Below are 17,353 nucleotides of genomic sequence, written 5' to 3' on the forward strand. Positions count from 1 at the left end.
CCCACGAACGGAGCACCACCATGGACACCCTGCAGATCTCGGCGACCGCGAACGGCCTCAACTACCTGCCCGAGTACGTCGCCGACCTGGGCGGCCTCTTCGCCGAACGCGGACTCACCGTGACCGCCACCGCTTGCGACCCGTGGACTGGCGTCCTCGACGACATCGACTCGGGTGCAGCCCACCTCGCGCTCGGGGGCCTCTGGGTGCCGGCGATGTACGCCGGCACCGCTCGCGCACTGTCCGTCGTCGGCCAGCTGAACCACGCCTTCCCGATGACCATCGTGGCGCGGAACGAGACCGCCCCGATCACCCTGGACTGGCTCGCGGGGAAGGTCGTGCTCGCGCCGGGTGCGGGAGGCAGCGCGCCCTACGAGTTCACGGCGGGGCTCGTCCGCGAAGCCGGTCTCGACGTCGCAGCGACCCGCTTCGTCCGCGACCTGTCGACCGGCATGCTCGTGGAGCTCTACCGAGGCGGCCTCGGCGACGCCATCATCCTCGACCTCGTGTCCGCCGAGGAACTCGTGGCGGCTGGCGGCGGGTCGATCGTCTTCCGGCACCTCGATGCCGGCGGGGTGATGCCGAACAGCGTCTACTACACCCGCACCGACCGTATCGAGGAACTCGGTGACCGCGTGCCACGGTTCATGGACGGCATCGCTGCGGCCATGCAGCGGATCACCGCTGGCGACGCCGACGCGGAGATCACCGCCGTGCTCGCAGCCCGCTGGCCGGACAAGGACCAGTCGCTGCTCCGACGAGCCGCCGACGAGATGGCGGCGGGCGGCGTGTGGGACTCCGCCGTCGTGGACCGTGATGCGTCCGACCGGTGGATGCGGATCCTGTTCGACGGCGGACTCACGACGCACATCCCGTCGTCCGACGAACTCCTCGGTTCGCCGAGCGCCGTCGCCGTCTCGTGACGCTCGTCCTCGGGGCGTCCGACGTCGCTGCTGCGCTCGAGGACGTCGATGTGCTCGAAGCCGTCGAAGCCGTCCACGCCGACCTCGGAGCAGGCCGGATGCAGCAGCCGGCCCCGGTCGCCCTGACGGGTGCCGACGATGCGCTCTTCCTGCCGATGGCGGTGCGGTCCGACCGGCTGGGTCTGGTGGCGGTGAAGCTCATGGCCGACATCCCGCACGACGCCTCCCGCGGTCTGCCGACCCAGCGGTCCAGCATCTTGGTGTCGTCTGCGATGACCGGCGAGTGCCTGGGCGTCCTCGACGGCAAGGACATCACCCGCGCGCGGACGGCGGCAGCCTCGGTCGTCGCCACGCAGCACCTCGCTCGATCGCACAGCACGACGCTGGGGTTCGTGGGCGCCGGGAACCTCGCCGTCGAGCACCTGCGTGCGTTCGCGAAGGTCCGGTCCTTCGAACGGGTGCTCCTCTGGTCGCGTTCCGCGGCGACGACCGGTCGGTTCCTCGAGACCGTCGGTGACGACCTCGCACGACGGTGCACCGTGGTGGGTGGTCCCCGCCAGGTGGCCGAGGAGTGCGACGTCCTGTGCACGCTCACGCCGTCGGTACGCCCGGTCGTGGAGGGCGGTTGGCTGCACGCGGGCCAGCACGTGAACGCCGTCGGCGCCCGTCCGCGCCCCACCCACCGCGAGCTCGACGGCCCCGCGATGGCGCGTGGGACGGTGTTCGTCGACAGCCGGGCCACAGCCTGGTCGAAGTCGGGCGACCTGCTCGAGGCCGTCATCGAGGGCGCGGTCCCGCAGGACCTGCACCCGGCCGAACTCGGCGAGGTCATCGTCGGACGTGCTGCCGGCCGGGTCGACGACGACCAGGTCACGGTGTTCGACTCGGTCGGGCTCGGTGCGCAGGACCTGGCGGTCGCCGCCCTGGTGCTCGAAGTCGCTCGCGAACGAGGCCTCGGGACCACGGTGCCGACCTCGGGCCGCTGACGGGGACGGTCGTGTCGGGGTCGGCGCACCCAACTACGCTCTCGACATGACCATCCCCGCACCGGCGACGCACGTCGTCATCGGCGCCGGGGTCGTCGGTGCTGCGACCGCGTACGCCCTGACGGCCCGCGGCGAGCGCGTCCTGCTCGTCGAGCAGCACGCCCGCGGCCACCACCTCGGTTCCTCGCACGGTGCGACCCGGATCTTCCGGCAGGGCTACGCCGACCCGGAGTACGTCGCGCTGACCACCCGCACACTGGCGCTGTGGGAAGGGCTCGAGAAGGCCGCCGGCGAGGAGCTCATCGTCCGCACGGGCGCGGTCGACCACGGGCGGCCCGAGGTCGTCGACGCGATCGCCGCCACCCTGGCCGACGCGGACATCCCCCACGAGTCGCTGACGCCGGAGCAGGCGGCAGCACGTTGGCCCGGCATCGCGTTCGAGGGGCACGTGCTGACCCATGCGTCGGCGGGGCGGATCCGCTCCGACCGGACGGTCGAGGCCTTCCTGACCCTGGCCGAACGGACCGGCCTCGCCGACCTGCGCTTCGACACCCGGGTCACCGGGCTCGACGACCACGGTGACGACGTCACCGTGACACTGTCCGACGGCACCGCGGTCCGCACCGCGTCCGTGGTGGCCGCGGTGGGCTCGTGGGCCCCCACGCTCGTCGGCGGGCTGCTTACCGGACGCGGGACGGGCCTCCCGGCCATCCGCGTCACCCAGGAGCAGCCCGCCCACTTCCCCAGCCACCTGCCGGACGAGGCCTGGCCGAGCTTCGTGCACTGGGCCGACGGCGACGACGTCTACGGGCTGCTGACGCCCGGCGAGGGCGTCAAGGTCGGGTTCCACGGCACCGGGCCCGTGGTCGACCCGGACGACCGCGACTTCACGCCCGTACCCGCCGAAGCCGAGCGGCTGCAGGCGTACGTCGCGCGGTACGTGCCGGGGGTCGACGCAACGAAGCCGACGTTCATCAGCTGCCTGTACGACAACTCCCCCGACGAGGACTTCGTCATCGACCGCGTGGGGCCGCTCACCGTGGCGACGGGGTTTTCCGGGCACGGCTTCAAGTTCGCGCCGTTGCTGGGCGAGATGCTCGCGGACCTCGCGACGGGCGGAGTGCCGCACCCGCGCTTCGCCCTGCCGGAGCCGGTGCCCGCGCCCTGACGCGTCGGGGCGCGGTCGTTCGCGAGACGCCGGCGTGTTCGTTCGACGCACGCCGGCGTGTTCGTTCGACGCACGCCGGCGCGGTCGATGGACGCCGTCGTGTTCGTTCGACGCCGCCATGGCCTCGAGACGCCGCCGAATACGGAGGCGTCTCGCGGACAACGAGGCGTTCTGCGCACACACCGGCGTCTCACACACGCACAGACGCCGGCGTCTCACACACGCGCGCACGCCGGCGTCCCGCGACCGGCCACTACGGTGGAACCGTGCGCATCATCGTGGCTCCGGACTCGTTCAAGGGCACCGCGACGGCGGCGTCGATCGCTGCGGCGGTCCGCGACGGTTGGCTGGCCGAACGCCCTGACGACGACGTGGTGCTCGTCCCGATGGCCGACGGTGGCGAGGGCACCCTCGACGCCTTCGAGTCCGCCGTCCCCGGATCCGTCCGGGTCCCCGTCACCGTGACCGGGCCGGCCGGGGCCCCGGTCGACACCCACTGGCTGCGACTGCCCGACGGCCGTGCCGTGGTGGAGCTCGCGGCGACGAGCGGCCTGCCCCTGCTCGATGCACCGATGCCGGACACGGCGACGAGCCGTGGGTTCGGCGAGGCGATCGCCGCCGCGCTCGACGCCGGTGCGACGGGGCTCGTGCTCGGCATCGGCGGCAGCGCGTCCACCGACGGCGGGCGTCCGGTGCTCGAGGCGCTCGGCCTCGACGAAGAGCAGAGCGGCACCGGCACCGGCGGTCTCCGGCTGCTCCCGCCGCTCGGGGTCACCGTGCTCACCGACGTCACCTCTCCGCTGCTCGGCCCGACCGGTGCCGCCGCCGTCTTCGGCCCGCAGAAGGGCATCACGCCCGACCGTGTGGCGTCCTTCGACGACCGGCTCGCCATCTGGGCCGCGCGCTTCCCCGACGTCGACCCGAGCACCCCGGGCGCCGGAGCCGCGGGTGGGGTGGGGTTCGGCCTGCTGGTGTGGGGCGCCACGCTCGCGGGTGGGGCAGCGGCCGTCGCCGAGGTCCTCGGGCTGCCGGCACTGCTCGGGGGCAACGACATCGTGAACGGTACCGACGTGAACGCCGCCGACGTCGTGATCAGCGGCGAGGGACGCTTCGACGGACAGAGCGCCGTCGGCAAGGTGCCCTCGGTGGTCCGCGACCTGACCGCGGCGCACGCTCCCGGTGCCCGCTCGATGCTCGTCGCCGGCGCGATCGAGGCCCCGCTCGACGACTACGCGGCCGCCGCGTCGCTGACCGTGCTCGCGACGCAGACCACCGGCGAACCCGACGACGCCCTCGCCGACCCCCTGCGCTTCGCGACGATCGCCGGGCAGCGGCTGGCCCGGCTGGCCTGGCTCGCCTGAGCGAGCAGAACGCCGCGAGCAGAAGGTCGGGAGCAGAACGGCGTGAGCACCCCCACGCCGCCGCGACGCGCCCGTCCGACGGCACCAGGGGTGTCCTGGTTGTACCTCCCACACGGCCGCGGGGGCGCGCAGACTGGTTCCGGGCCGGAACCGGCCCGCAACGCACCACCCCCACGAGGAGATCATTGCGCACCGTCAACGCGTACGCGGCACCGTCAGCGACCGAGCCGCTCGTCAAGACCACCATCACCCGTCGGGACGTCGGCCCGGACGACGTCGCGATCGACATCGCCTACGCCGGCATCTGCCACTCGGACATCCACACCGTCCGCGGTGAGTGGGGCCCCATCCAGTACCCGCAGGTCGTCGGCCACGAGATCGTCGGCCACGTCACCGAGGTCGGCGAGAACGTCACCAAGCACAAGGTCGGCGACCGCGTCGGCGTCGGCTGCATGGTGAACTCGTGCGGCGAGTGCGAGAACTGCGTCGCCGGCCAGGAGCAGTACTGCCTCAAGGGCAACATCGGCACCTACGCCAGCGTCGACCCGGCCGACGGCTCGATCACCCAGGGCGGCTACTCGCAGGCCGTCGTGGTGAACGAGGACTTCGTCCTCCGTGTCCCCGAGTCGCTCGACATCGAGAAGGTCGCGCCGCTGCTCTGCGCCGGCATCACCACCTACTCGCCGCTGCACCACTGGAACGCCGGCCCCGGCACCAAGGTCGCCGTCGTCGGCATGGGCGGGCTCGGCCACATGGCCGTCAAGATCGCCGTCGCGCTCGGCGCCGAGGTCACCGTCCTGTCGCAGACCACCTCGAAGGAAGCCGACTCGCTCCGCTACGGCGCGAAGGCCCATTACGCGACGAAGGACCCGGAGACGTTCGAGAAGCTCGCGAACTCCTTCGAGCTCATCATCAACACCGTCTCGGCGAAGATCCCGATGGGCGCCTACCTCGGCCTGCTCAAGGTCGACGGCACGCTCGTCAACGTGGGCGCTCCGTCCGAGCCGCTCGAGGTGCCGGCCTTCGCGCTCATCCCGCGTCGGCTCAGCTGGGCCGGTTCCGCCATCGGCGGCATCCAGGAGACCCAGGAGATGCTCGACTTCTGCGCCGAGCACGGGATCCTCCCGGAGACCGAGCTCATCAGCGCCGACCAGATCAACGAGGCCTACGAGCGCGTGCTGTCCTCGGACGTCCGCTACCGCTTCGTGATCGACGCGGCCACGCTGGCGTAGTCGTCACCACCTGAACGACTGGAGGCCCGGTACCAGCTGGTACCGGGCCTCCAGTCTGTCGTCTCGGGACCGTCAGCCGACCTCGTCACCGGACGGCAGCGCGCCGCACCAGTCGACGGAGCCCGCGTCGATGCTCGCCTCGAGCGCGCCGGAGGCCGCGTCGACGATGCTCACGAGCTCGCCGGTCGCCGACTTCGTCGCGACCGCGACGAACTGGCTGTTCGGGGACGGGCAGACCGCGGTGACGCTCGCGTCGTCCGGGATCGTCACCGGCAGCCGGGAGGCCCGTCCCCCGTCCACACGCACGATCCGTGCCGCGATGGTGCCGTCCGACCGCACGTCCCCCAGCACCCGCAGGTACGTGTCGTCGGACAGCTGGGCGATGCGGCCGAGGACGGCCGCATCGGTGCTCGCGGCGGGCGCCTGCAGCGCCGACTTCGACCCGTCGGTCAGGTCAAGCCGCTCGATCCCGGTGCCCGTCTCGACGACGGCGGTGGTGCCGGTGCCGACGAAGCCGTGCAGGTAGGTGGCGCTGCCGAGCCGGACCGGGTCGGCACGCCCGCTCATGTCGACGAGCACCAGGTCGTCGCTGCCCGTCCGGACCAGCGCGCTCTCGGTGCGCGGGACGTAGGCCCACTGCCCGACCGTCATCGGCACGGCGCCCGTCTTCGGCTTGCCGTTCGCCGCGATCGCCGTGGGCATGTGGGTGCCCGTCATGTCGACCACGTACAGACCGGTGTTCCGGGACTGCCCGGTCGAGGTGTCGGCGTACTCGAACCCGAACGAGGCACCGTCGTCGGCGACGTGGAGCGCCGTGACGCGGCCCTCGGCGGTCGGCAGGGTGAGGTGTTCGACGGGGGCATCGGCGTCCTGCACGCCACCGCTCAACGCCACGATGTCCACGGACGAGCTGGCGTCCGTGCCGCTCACGACGACCAGGGAGCGGCCGAGCCGGGCGTACTCGGAGATCGCGGTGCCCTCGTAGACCGTGGTGGCGCCGCCCGCGTCGAGGGATCGCCGGACGATGCGGTCCTTCGCGCCGGCCTGCCCGGGGACCAGGGCGAGCACGTCGGTGCTGCCGGTGCGGATCGCCGCCGTCAGGTCGGACGTGGCACGTTGTCCCGGTGCCCGGACACCCGCGACCGTGACGGTGTAGTCGCGGTCGTAGGCCAGGGGCCCGGCGAACTCGACCGCGATGGTGTTGCCGCTCGAGGTCACGGTGTGCGCCGCAGCCGGGCTGACCCGGACGTCGGCGGCGTCGACCTTCTGCAGTGCCTGGTTCGCCGTCAGGATGATCCGCTGGGCCGGCCTCGTGACGAGCCCGGTCGCGTCGTAGGACACGTCGCGGAGCCGCGGACCCTGCTGCGAGCCGACGACCGCGGCGAGCGCGGCGACCACGGCGAGGACGACCACGACGGCCACGTACCGGCGGTGGAACCGGTGCGCGACCGGGCGGCGCTCGCGGCGCCCCTCGGAGCTCGCGCCCGTCTCAGTACTCATACGGGTCCTTGGGCTGCGCGACCTCGGTGACCTTCGCGGCCTTGACGACGATGCGGGCGTCGGCGGACTGGTCCGGGTTCGCTGCGAGGGCGCCGCGGACGGTGACCCACTTCCCCTCGTCGGGGACGGTGCCACTGCCGCCACCACTACCGTCGTCGTCGCCGGGCACGACGCTGAGGCCGACGGGTTGCGCGTCCACGGCGCAGCAGCTGATCACGAAGCGGGTCAGGGTGAACGACCCGTCGTCACCGGGCACCACGAAGCCCGTCAGTTCGACCTGCTTGCCGACGAGTGCCGTGGTGTCGGTGGTCTGCCGGATCAGGGCAGCCCAGTCCTTGACGCCGTACTCCGAGGTGTCGACGCCCTCGCTGCCGAGCAGGGACACCGCTGCCTCGGAACCGGTGGCGTTCGACAGGGTCGCCGAGTCGACGCTCCGCTGCTGTGCGGTGCGGGCGGACAGCGTCGTCGGGGGCAGGACGAGCATCGCGACGGTGACACCGACGGTGACGATGGCGGCTGCACTGCCGAGCACGACGCGGACGGCGCGACGACGGCCGAGTCCGCGCCGCCCCCGATCGCCATCTGGCTCGTGCTCGTGCTCGTCCGCGTCATCGCCGTGCGTGTGGCCGTGCCCGCGGGCGATGACCACCAGGCCGGCGATCGACGCGGGCACCCCGACGGCGGCGAGCACGACCGTGAACACCGAGTAGCGCGGGTTGATGTACAGGTCGAGTTGCCCGACCAGCGCCAGCCACAGCGTGCAGAGCGCAACGGCCAGCACCGACCCGAGGCCCAGGTACGCGGGCGCGTTGCTGCGTGCATCAGACGAGGACATTCATCACCAACCCGACGGCTCCGGCGAACAGGACGCACACGACGGACAGCAGCACCAGGAAGCGGACCCGGAACGTCGTGCGCAGCAGGGCGATCATCTTGACGTCGATGATCGGCCCGATGATCAGGAACGCCGTGATCGACCCCGGCAGGAACGTCGAGGCGAAGGACAGCGCGAAGAAGGCGTCGACGTTCGAGCAGAGCGACACGGTCATCGCCAGCAGCATCATCGCCGCGACGGACAGCACCGGGTTCGAGCCGATCGCGACCAGGGTCGAGCGGGGCACGGCGACCTGGATCGCGGCGGCCAGCCCGGCACCGACGAACAGTGCCGGCATCATCGTCGCAGTCTCGCCGCCGAACTGCGCGGCGCTCTGCCGCCAGCGGTGCAGGCCCCGGGGCGCTCCCACGGCCGCACGGCACCGGGCCTCGAAGGCGGGGAGCAGCAGGTCGGCCGGACGGCGGTGCGCGGCGACGATCCAGCCGACGAGGTTCGCGACGACGAAGCCACCGACGATGCGCACCGGGAGGATCCACCCCGACCAACCGAACGCCTGCGCGGTGCTGATGATGACGAGCGGGTTGAGGATCGGGGCAGCGACCAGGAACGTGACCGCCTCGGCCGGCGTGAATCCGCGCATCATCAGACCGCGGGCCAGCGGGACGTTGCCGCACTCGCACACCGGGAACAGCATCCCGATCAGGGAGATCACGGCCCGACGACCGAAGGCGTTCTGCGGCAGGACCTTCTCGAGCGCACCGACCGGTACCCAGACCTCGACGACGATCGACAGCACGATGCCGAGCACCACGAAGGGCAGGGACTCGACGACGACGCTGATCGCCAGCGTCAGGAAGTCCTGCACGACGTCGGGCAGCCCGGTCGTCCCGATGCTCGGGGAGAACAGCCGGATGCCCAGCAGGACGACGACGGCGAGCAGCACCAGGCCGGGGCCGGTGAGGCTCCGGGTGCGCTGCGGCGGCCGCGTGGTCGTCGTCACCGGGACAGGATAGGCGACGCGTCCTGCCCGGGGCTGCGCGCCCCTCGCACCGTGCGAGTCTGGTCACCCCGTGCAGGGTTGCCGGCTCGGTGCAGGTATGGAGCGCCGCACGGAGCCACCAACGCCGCACGGGTTCGCGGACCCGGCACCGTGCACGCGCTCCGGGCAGCGGTCAGACCCGGGCGATCCCTGCCACGTGTCGGTCCAGCGTGTCGATCGCCCACGAGGCGTCACCACCGGGGTCGACCCGCACGATGTGCATCGCGAGCCCGTCCACCAGGGCGTGCAACCGCCGGGTCTCGTACGGCACGGCAGCGTCCGGCACGCCGACCGCGCGGAGGATCTGCGCGCACCACTGGCGCATCTCGTCGACGACCCGGTCGTGGAACGGCCGGAGTTCGGCGTCGGTCAGGGCGGCGGTGCCGAGGCCGAGGTAGACGTCGAGCTCGATGCGCCGCTCCTCGTCGAGGGGCAGCAGCTCGAGCAGGACCGCGTGCGCGTAGGCGGTCCCGCGCAGGTCCCGCGGCACGGAGTCGACCCGGGCCGCGGTCGCGTCGAACACCAGCTCGAGCGCGTGCGACCGGACACTCGCCTGGGTCGGGAACGTGTAGCGGACCGTGCTCGGCGGCAGCCCGGCCTCGGCGGCGACGTTCCGGACGCTCAGTGCCCCGAGGCCGTCGCGGGCGAGGACCCGGCACGCCGCCTCGGACACGGTGCGGCGCCGTTCGTCGACGTCCATGCTCCTGGCCACGACGCCATACTCGCACAGTCGTACCAACTCGTGCTACCGTCGAGGTCGTTGTCGCACAGTCGTACGACAACGGGAACCACAACGACCCCCGCAGGAAAGGACATCGTCATGGCATGGGCAATCCTCGTGCTCAGCGGCGTGCTCGAAGCCGTCTGGGCCACCGCCCTCAGCGCCTCGAACGGCTTCAAGAAGGTCGTCCCGACGATCGTGTTCGTCGCCGGGATGGCCCTGAGCATGGTGGGGCTGGCGTTCGCGATGAAGACCATCCCGGTCGGCACCGCGTACGCCGTCTGGGTCGGCATCGGCGCATCCCTGACCGTGGTCGTCGCGATCCTCCGCCGCCAGGAAGCCGCGTCCTTCGCCCGACTCTCCCTGGTCTTCGGTCTCGTGGCGTGCGTCATCGGCCTCAAGGTGGTGAGCTGACGTGGCGTGGATCGTCCTGTTCGTCAGCGCAGCACTCGAGACCGTCTGGGCGACCGCCCTCGGCGAGAGCGACGGGTTCACCGAGCTCCGACCGACGATCGTGTTCGGCGTCACGATCGTGATCAGCCTCGTCGCGTTCGGCTACGTGCTCAAGCACATCCCGATCAGCACGGCCTACGCGGTGTGGACCGGGACCGGCGCCGCCCTCACGGTGCTCTGGGGCATGGCGACGGGCGCCGAACCCGTCACCGTGCTGCGTCTGCTGTTCATCGCCGGGATCGTCGGCTGCGTCGTCGGCCTCAAGCTGGTTCCGGCACGCCCCGCCGCGGAGCGCGCCACTCCCCTCGTGGAAGCGACAGATCTCCGCGGATGATCCGCGGGCAACTGTCGCTCTCGCGAAGGTGACGGCAGCGCCATCCGCAGGGCTGTCGCTTTCACGACGCAGCGCCCTGGACGCGCGCCGGGACGGACGGGAGGCCCGGTGCCAGCTGGCACCCAGCCTCCCGTCCGTCAGGTGGTCAGGCGATCAGACGGACGCGCCCGTCCACTCGTCCTCGGCGGCGACGTGGTCGCTGCCGACCGTTCCGGCGGCGAGCGCCGCGGCCGCACGCTCCGTGTGGCTCGGCGGGTTCGAGGGCACGCCCTCGGGCCGCCCCTCGTCGTTGAGCTTCCGGAGCTCGGGCACGATCTCGCCGGCCAGGATGTCGATCTGCTCGAGCACCGTCTTGAGCGGCAGGCCGGCGTGGTCGATGAGGAACAGCTGGCGCTGGTAGTGCCCGACGTGGTCCTTCATCGCGGCGTACCGGTCGATGACCTGCTGCGGCGAACCGACGGTGAGCGGGGTCTGGGCGGTGAAGTCCTCCATCGAGGGGCCGTGGCCGTAGACCGGGGCGTTGTCGAAGTAGGGCCGGAACTCGTCGATCGCGTCCTGCGAGTTCTTCCGCGCGAAGAACTGCCCACCGAGCCCGACGATCGCCTGGTCGGCGCGGCCGTGCCCGTAGTGCTCGAAGCGCTGGCGGTACAGGCCGACCATCTGCTCGGTGTGCTGGATCGGCCAGAAGATGTTGTTGTGGAAGAAACCGTCGCCGTAGTACGCGGCCTGCTCGGCGATCTCCGGCGTGCGGATCGAGCCGTGCCAGACGAACGGCGGGACACCGTCGAGCGGACGCGGGGTCGAGGTGAAGCCCTGCAGCGGCGTGCGGAACTTGCCCTGCCAGTTGACGACGTCGTTCTCCCACAGCTGGCGGACGAGCGCGTAGTTCTCGATCGCCAGGTTGACGCCCTGACGGATGTCCTGCCCGAACCACGGGTAGACCGGGCCGGTGTTGCCGCGCCCCATCATGAGGTCCATGCGGCCGTCGGACACGACCTGGAGCATCGCGTACTCCTCGGCGATGCGAACCGGGTCGTTCGTGGTGATCAGCGTGGTCGACGTGGACAGGGTGATGTCCTTCGTCTTCGCGGCCAGGTAGGCGAGCAACGTGGTCGGCGACGAGGCCACGAACGGCGGGTTGTGGTGCTCACCGGTCGCGAAGACGTCGAGGCCGGCCTGGTCGGCGTGCTCGGCGATCGTCAGGATGTCGCGGACGCGCTGGGTGTCGTCCGGCGTGGTGCCGGTCGTGGGGTCGGTCGTGACGTCACTGACCGTGAAGATGCCGAACTGCATGTTGCGCCGCCTTTCGCGATATCGATGCGTTTGCATCGACTTGCTCGGTACAACGTAGCGCACGGCGTGGCATTCCCGCCATGCTCGCGCCCGTCGGTCGTTACTGTCGCGCGGCCTGGAGGCCCGGCTCGGCTCCCCGGGTCAGCCGGCGGACCGCAACGTGGCCGGGTCGGTGCGCGCGGCGTGGTGCATCCCGTCCAGGAACCAGACCGCGGTGACCACCGCCAGGACGCTCGCACTGGACGCCAGCCGCCCCGCGAGCAGAATCGCGGCATGGTCGTACGCGCCGTCACCGGCCAGCCCGACCACGAGCGCCGCGACACCGATCGCCAGCGTGGCCCCGGTCACCACGAGGAGCACGACGCTCACCACCCGCCGCGGGCCTCGTCGACCGTCACGGTCACCCCGGAGCCCGCGGTCGACCCGGGGGCCCACCGCGCGGACGATCCCGAGCCAGAACACCGCGATCGCGCAGGCACCGATGATGTCGCTGACCCGGTGCCAGCCGTAGACCACGGTCTGGTTCGCCACGAACACCGCGTAGCCCGCGCCGACGATGGTCACCAAGGGGCGGAACCGACGAGGCGTGACCATCAGGACCGCGAACAGCGCCGCCAGCGCGATCGTCGCGTGCCCCGACGGGAACGAGTTCGGCGTCGTCGACTGGGCGATCTCCGGGCGCACGGCGATACGCTTGACGAGCGTCGAGGTGGCCGCCGACGCGAGCACCACGACCCCCGCGCCGAGCCCCACCGAGAGCCGCCGTCTGGCGAACGCCACGGCGACGATCACGACGACGAGCAACAGGATCACCGGCACCGAGATGACGTTGAGGGCAGTGTCCGAGCTGAACAGGTCGGACTCCCGGACCCCGCCGAGCGCGGCGTCCTCCGCTTTCTGACCGACCGGGGTCAGCACCGCGACCCCGTAGACGAGAGGCACGATCACGAACCCCAGAGCCGCAAGCGCAGCCCACCGCACCCGCCGCGAGACCAACGGTCCACGCGATTCGGATGCGCTGCGCTCGGGTGTCAAGGTCACCGGGCTGGTCCTCCTCGGAGTGGTCGTCGTCGGGCTCCTCGCACGACTGGCAGCGGCGCTGCGATTGGGTCGGTCGGGGTCCGACACGATACCGTTGGAGCACCGGCCGGAGGCTGGGAACCGCACCCCTGTCGGCCGCGCACTCCGCGCCACGACGACGGGATCGGTGATCCCCGCCGGGCCGTCGCACCACGCGGGACCGACGCACGTCGCGTCGGCAGTGTACGAGGAGGAAACCGAAGTGGCCATCAAGGAACCGGGCATCACCGCCTCGCCGAACCGGGGGCTCGCACTCACGGCCGGCGGCGTCCTCGCACTCTGGGGCGTCCTGGGCTTCTTCTTCGCCGCCGACGGCGACCCCGGCTTCTTCAACCGCCAGGGCGGCATGCTGTGGAACGCGTTCGGCGTGAACCCGGCGCTCTGCCTGGTGTGGGTGCTGCTCGCCGTGGTCCTGCTCATCACCGGCCTCGGCAACACCATCGGCTCCCGCAACGGCAACCTGCTCGTCGGGGTCCTGCTCGTGGTCTTCGCGGTGTACGGCTTCGTCTTCGTGGACACCTCGGCCAACGTCTTCGCGCTCAACACCACGGACAACGTCTTCCACGCGATCGTCGGTGTGATCCTGCTGCTCACCGCACTCGGTGCCGACAAGGAGAACCTCCGCGCGCTGCGTGCCGCGCGCGCCTGACGCCTCCGCTCGACTGCACTTCCCGACGCCCGTCTGCCGCTCCGGCAGGCGGGCGTCGTCGCGTGTGCGGGGCCGGTGCGGGCATCGCGTGTGGGGGCCGGTGCGGGCGCGCGGGCCGGTCACGACTCCCCGCTCAGGTGCGCCGGTCGGTCACGAACTGTCGGATGCGGAGCGTCCAGGCGACGACGAGTGACCACTCGACGCAGGACCAACGGGGAGTCGTGACCGCCCGGCAGCGTGCGACAAGCACGCAGGCATGCCCGCACCGACGTTCCTCGGCGCGAAGCCGATGCAGAAGACCGACCGGGTCAGTCCGACGCGCTGGTCAGCTTCCGGTCAGTCCGCGTCGGCGTCGGCGTCAACGTCGGCGTCGGGCTTCGCCTTCGGGGCTTCGAGCTCGGTGGCGACGATGCGCGGTGCCTCGGACATGAAGCGTCGGACGTCCAGGTCGACGATGATGTCCTGCGGGCGGAGCGGGCGCGTCAGGAACAGCCCCTCGAGCGAGGTCAGCCGCGACAACGCCACGTAGGTCTGGCCGGCGCTGAACACCCGGTTGCCGAGGTCGACCACGGCGCGGTCGTACGTGCTGCCCTGGGACTTGTGGATGGTCACGGCCCAGGCGAGCCGGAGCGGGAACTGCTGGAACTCCCCGACCGTGTCCTTCTTGAGTTCCTTCTTGTCCGCGTCGTACGAGTACTTGAACTTCTCCCACACCGACGGCTGGACCTCGAACGACTCCCCGTCGACGTCGACCCACACGGTGTCGCGGATGGCGGTCACGATGCCGAGGGTGCCGTTGACCCAGCGCTGGTCGGCGTCGTTGCGCAGGAACATCACGTGCGCGCCGGGCTTCAGCTCGAGGGCTTCGTCGGCGGGGAAGTTCCGTCCGCCGAAGTCGCCGTTGACGTCGGCCTTGGCGGTCTTCACCTTGCCGGGCAGCCGCTCGAGGGCCGCCTTGTTGATCCGCGCCACGGTGTCGTTGCGGGTCGCCAGGGTGATGGCGTCGTCCGGAGCCGGGCGCGCTCCGGCGGTGTTGAGCTGCTCGGCGATGTCCGCGGTGACCCGACCGTGCCGGACGGCGGTGAGCATCGCGGCGAAGGCGTCGTCGCGCTGCCGGTGGACGGTGGCGAGCTCGATGATGTTGAGCTCGGCCTCGAGCCACACCTTGGCGTCGAAGAACCACATCGACCGGTAGTGGTCGGTGAAGTAGGCGCGCTCATCGGCATCGCCGGGCACCGGGGGCAGCTGGTACGGGTCGCCGAACATCACGACCTGCACACCGCCGAACGGCTCGAGCTGCCGACCACGGGCCTTGCGGAGCGATCGGTCCATGCCGTCGAGCAGGTCGGCGTTGACCATCGAGACCTCGTCGATGACCAGGGTGTCGATCGTGTTGAGGAGCTTGCGGGTGTCCGGGCCCTGCCGCAGCTCGGCGTCGGCGATGAGCCCGATCGGCAGCCGGAACAGCGAGTGGATCGTCTGGCCGCCGACGTTGAGCGCGGCGACCCCCGTCGGGGCACAGATGACGACCTGCTTCTCGGTGTTCCACGACAGGTGGTTGAGCAGCGTGGACTTGCCCGTGCCGGCCCGGCCGGTGATGAACACGTGGTCGCGGGTGTGCTCGATGTACTCGAAGACCGCGCGCTGTTCGTCGCTCAGCTCGATGCTCATCGGGCGTCCGCTCCGGGCGAGGGTTCGAGGTCGTCGCTGCCGTCGTCGAAGTCCAGGTCGTCCTGGTCGGCGCGGGCAGCGGGGACGTCGGGCACGGTCGCCCCGGCGTCAGGAGCGTCGGCGGCGACAGCATCGCCAGCGGCGACGGCAGCGCCAGTGCCAGTGCCAGTGCCAGTGCCAGTGCCAGCGCCAGTGGCAGCGGGGGCGGCCGCATCCCCCGGGGCCGCTCCGTCTCGCCGGAGCCGCACGAGCACCACCACGACGACGGTCGCCAGGAGCAGCGTGCCGGCGACGATCAACACGAGGCCGGCCCGGGCCTGGTCGACGAGCGGACCCGGCCCCCACGTCCGGCCCATCGCGCCGAACCACGAGGCCTGCAGCAGCCCGAGCGGGCCGCGCATCGCGATGCCGAGCGACACCGTGCCCGCCGCGATCACCACGGCCCCGACGATCCGGACGACCGCGGCAGCCGTGGTCGGACGCCGCTGCCCGACCGGGACCGGGGTGCAGAGCGTGGGGACGGCCAGCAGCCCGACGAGCAGGAACACGGCGTCGCTGACGGTGCGACCGGTGGGGTCGCTCACCGACCACCGGACGGCATCGGTGGCGAAGAAGGCCCACCACACCGCCGCCGCGAGCAGGAACGCGGGGAACGGCTGCGCCAGGTACCGGACGGACGGGTGCTCGACGATGACGTCCGTCCACTCGCGCACCCCTGTGCTGTCGTCGTGCCGGGGGTGCACGGCCGCACGGATGAGCGCGACGGGTGCCGCCGCCCACACCAGGGCGGGGACCACCAGGCCGAGCAGCACGTGGGCACCGACGTTGGCCGAGATGAGGAACCGGTCGTACTGGTGCAGCGAGCCCGAGGTCGCGACCACCAGGGACACGATCGCCAGGGCTGCGGCGATCGAGCGTCGTGCCGGCCACCGCACGCCGCTCCGCCGCAGTCGCACGACGCCGGCCACGTAGGTCGCAGCGAGCAGCACGGCGGCCATCAGCCAGAACAGGTCGATGTTCCACTGGGTCAGCCAGCCCCACGCACCGGGTGCGTGCGGCAGCAGGTCGTCGGTCAGGAGCTCCGCCGGGCTCGGGTCGGTGGTCTTGCTCAGGGCGATCTGGTCAACGGGGGTGGCCGTGCGCCCGAGTGCCGCCGCGAAGCCCGAGGCGACGCCCATCACCGCGAGCTCGACGACGATCAGGGTCCAGAAGGGCCGCTGCCGACCGGGCGAGGTGGTCAGGGCGCGGATGGCCCGACGACGCTGCACGGCGCCGAGGACCCCCATGGCGACGATCGCGCCGATCTTCACCAGGACGAGCGTGCCGTACGGGGTGAACAGGTTCGACAGCGCCCCGACGCGGATCTGCGCCGACGCGGTGCCGGAGACGGCGACGAGCACGAAGCACCCGAGGGCGATGCTCGAGTACCGGGCCACGACCGCGGCCAACCGGTCGCCGGGCAGCACCCCGCGCAGCAGCACGAGCATGACGAGCCCACCGACCCACAGCGCCGCACCGACCAGGTGCAGCCCCAGTGCCGTGACGGCGGCGTCGTGGCTCGCGGTGCCGGCGGCGTGCCCCTGCTGTGCGAGCGGGATCAGGCCGATCATCGAGACCGCGGCGGTCAGGGCGACCATGCCCCGCGAACGGACTGCGAAGCAGAGCACCGTGACGGCCGCGGCGACGAGGACGGTCACGAGCCAGGCCAACCCGAGCTCGGTGCCGGTGAGGAAGACCCCCATCGACTGCCCGAACTGCTCGTCGATGCTGATGCGCGAACCGGCGACGCTGAGGAACGTGCAGAACGTGGCGACGGCCGACGCGACCGTCCAGATGCCACTCGCCCCGGCCGCGACGTCGATCGCACGGTTCCACTCGGGTCCGGAACGCGACAGCCCGACGGTCGCCAGCGCGAGCCCGCCGATCGTCGTGGCCGCGGACAGGTCGACGACGAGCCGAGCGATCGGCAGCCCGAAGCGGACGACGGGCCCGGGGTCGGCGATGAGCGCGGGGTTCGCTCCCCCGCCGATGACGAGTGCCGTGAGCAGCGCCACGAACCCGACGAGCAGGAGCACGGCGGGACCGGCGATGCGCGCGATCCGATTCAC

16 protein-coding genes are annotated in these 17,353 nt (G+C 71.6%); 8 read left to right on the plus strand and 8 right to left on the minus strand.

The genetic code is table 11. The features are described 5' to 3' along the window. The first annotated feature begins 20 nt into the window (after positions 1-20). The 5 genes from ASF75_RS06115 (at position 21) to ASF75_RS06135 (ending at position 5,670) form a co-directional block, all read left to right on the plus strand. Positions 21-923, plus strand: a complete 903-nt coding sequence (locus tag ASF75_RS06115) for an ABC transporter substrate-binding protein (protein ID WP_156463802.1) — start codon at positions 21-23, stop codon at positions 921-923. Continuing rightward, positions 920-1,909 (plus strand): ornithine cyclodeaminase family protein, encoded by a 990-nt coding sequence (locus tag ASF75_RS06120; RefSeq protein ID WP_056069667.1) that lies wholly within the window; start codon positions 920-922, stop codon positions 1,907-1,909. Before ASF75_RS06115 ends, ASF75_RS06120 begins: the two co-directional genes overlap by 4 nt. 46 nt (positions 1,910-1,955) lie before the next feature. Next, entirely contained in the window at positions 1,956-3,077 is a 1,122-nt protein-coding gene (locus tag ASF75_RS06125; protein ID WP_056069669.1) for an FAD-dependent oxidoreductase, read from the plus strand. A 266-nt stretch (positions 3,078-3,343) separates the two neighbouring features. Beyond that, complete coding sequence (locus tag ASF75_RS06130) at positions 3,344-4,438, plus strand: glycerate kinase (RefSeq protein WP_056069673.1); 1,095 nt, start codon at positions 3,344-3,346, stop codon at positions 4,436-4,438. A 185-nt stretch (positions 4,439-4,623) separates the two neighbouring features. Then, positions 4,624-5,670 (plus strand): NAD(P)-dependent alcohol dehydrogenase, encoded by a 1,047-nt coding sequence (locus ASF75_RS06135; RefSeq protein WP_056069675.1) that lies wholly within the window; start codon positions 4,624-4,626, stop codon positions 5,668-5,670. A gap of 72 nt (positions 5,671-5,742) precedes the next feature. Here the strand turns inward: ASF75_RS06135 and ASF75_RS06140 are convergent, their stop codons facing one another. The 4 genes from ASF75_RS06140 to ASF75_RS06155 all read right to left on the minus strand — a co-directional run bounded on the left by ASF75_RS06140 (position 5,743) and on the right by ASF75_RS06155 (position 9,756). Then, complete coding sequence (locus tag ASF75_RS06140; RefSeq protein WP_056069678.1) at positions 5,743-7,170, minus strand: hypothetical protein; 1,428 nt, start codon at positions 7,168-7,170, stop codon at positions 5,743-5,745. Continuing rightward, on the minus strand, positions 7,160-8,005 hold the full coding sequence (locus ASF75_RS06145; RefSeq protein WP_052481720.1) for a TIGR03943 family putative permease subunit: 846 nt from the start codon (positions 8,003-8,005) through the stop codon (positions 7,160-7,162). Before ASF75_RS06145 ends, ASF75_RS06140 begins: the two co-directional genes overlap by 11 nt. Next, on the minus strand, positions 7,992-9,005 hold the full coding sequence (locus ASF75_RS06150) for a permease (RefSeq protein WP_042538379.1): 1,014 nt from the start codon (positions 9,003-9,005) through the stop codon (positions 7,992-7,994). The genes ASF75_RS06145 and ASF75_RS06150 overlap by 14 nt, the downstream gene beginning before the upstream one ends. 172 nt (positions 9,006-9,177) lie before the next feature. Continuing rightward, complete coding sequence (locus ASF75_RS06155) at positions 9,178-9,756, minus strand: TetR/AcrR family transcriptional regulator (RefSeq protein ID WP_031259380.1); 579 nt, start codon at positions 9,754-9,756, stop codon at positions 9,178-9,180. A gap of 108 nt (positions 9,757-9,864) precedes the next feature. Between ASF75_RS06155 and ASF75_RS06160 the strand changes: the two genes are divergently transcribed. Beyond that, the gene (locus tag ASF75_RS06160; RefSeq protein ID WP_056069681.1) at positions 9,865-10,179 is read left to right on the plus strand and encodes a DMT family transporter; all 315 of its coding nucleotides are present in this window, start codon (positions 9,865-9,867) and stop codon (positions 10,177-10,179) included. A gap of 1 nt (position 10,180) precedes the next feature. After that, positions 10,181-10,552: a DMT family transporter gene (locus ASF75_RS06165; RefSeq protein ID WP_042538378.1), complete on the plus strand. Its 372-nt coding sequence runs from the start codon at positions 10,181-10,183 to the stop codon at positions 10,550-10,552. A gap of 153 nt (positions 10,553-10,705) precedes the next feature. Here the strand turns inward: ASF75_RS06165 and ASF75_RS06170 are convergent, their stop codons facing one another. Continuing rightward, on the minus strand, positions 10,706-11,845 hold the full coding sequence (locus ASF75_RS06170) for a CE1758 family FMN-dependent luciferase-like monooxygenase (protein ID WP_056069684.1): 1,140 nt from the start codon (positions 11,843-11,845) through the stop codon (positions 10,706-10,708). Positions 11,846-11,986: 141 nt separating this feature from the next. After that, the gene (locus ASF75_RS17860) at positions 11,987-12,787 is read right to left on the minus strand and encodes a phosphatase PAP2 family protein (protein WP_140448242.1); all 801 of its coding nucleotides are present in this window, start codon (positions 12,785-12,787) and stop codon (positions 11,987-11,989) included. Between the two features lie 340 nt (positions 12,788-13,127). Between ASF75_RS17860 and ASF75_RS17865 the strand changes: the two genes are divergently transcribed. Continuing rightward, positions 13,128-13,574, plus strand: coding sequence for a DUF4383 domain-containing protein (locus ASF75_RS17865; protein ID WP_159557184.1), 447 nt, complete (start codon positions 13,128-13,130; stop codon positions 13,572-13,574). Between the two features lie 336 nt (positions 13,575-13,910). Here the strand turns inward: ASF75_RS17865 and ASF75_RS06185 are convergent, their stop codons facing one another. Further along, on the minus strand, positions 13,911-15,245 hold the full coding sequence (locus tag ASF75_RS06185) for an ATP-dependent DNA helicase (protein WP_042538372.1): 1,335 nt from the start codon (positions 15,243-15,245) through the stop codon (positions 13,911-13,913). Continuing rightward, positions 15,242-17,353: a cytochrome c oxidase assembly protein gene (locus ASF75_RS06190; RefSeq protein WP_056069689.1), complete on the minus strand. Its 2,112-nt coding sequence runs from the start codon at positions 17,351-17,353 to the stop codon at positions 15,242-15,244. Before ASF75_RS06190 ends, ASF75_RS06185 begins: the two co-directional genes overlap by 4 nt.

Origin of the sequence: Curtobacterium sp. Leaf154 (assembly GCF_001424595.1) — a bacterium.
GTDB classification, from domain to species: Bacteria; Actinomycetota; Actinomycetes; order Actinomycetales; family Microbacteriaceae; genus Curtobacterium; species Curtobacterium poinsettiae.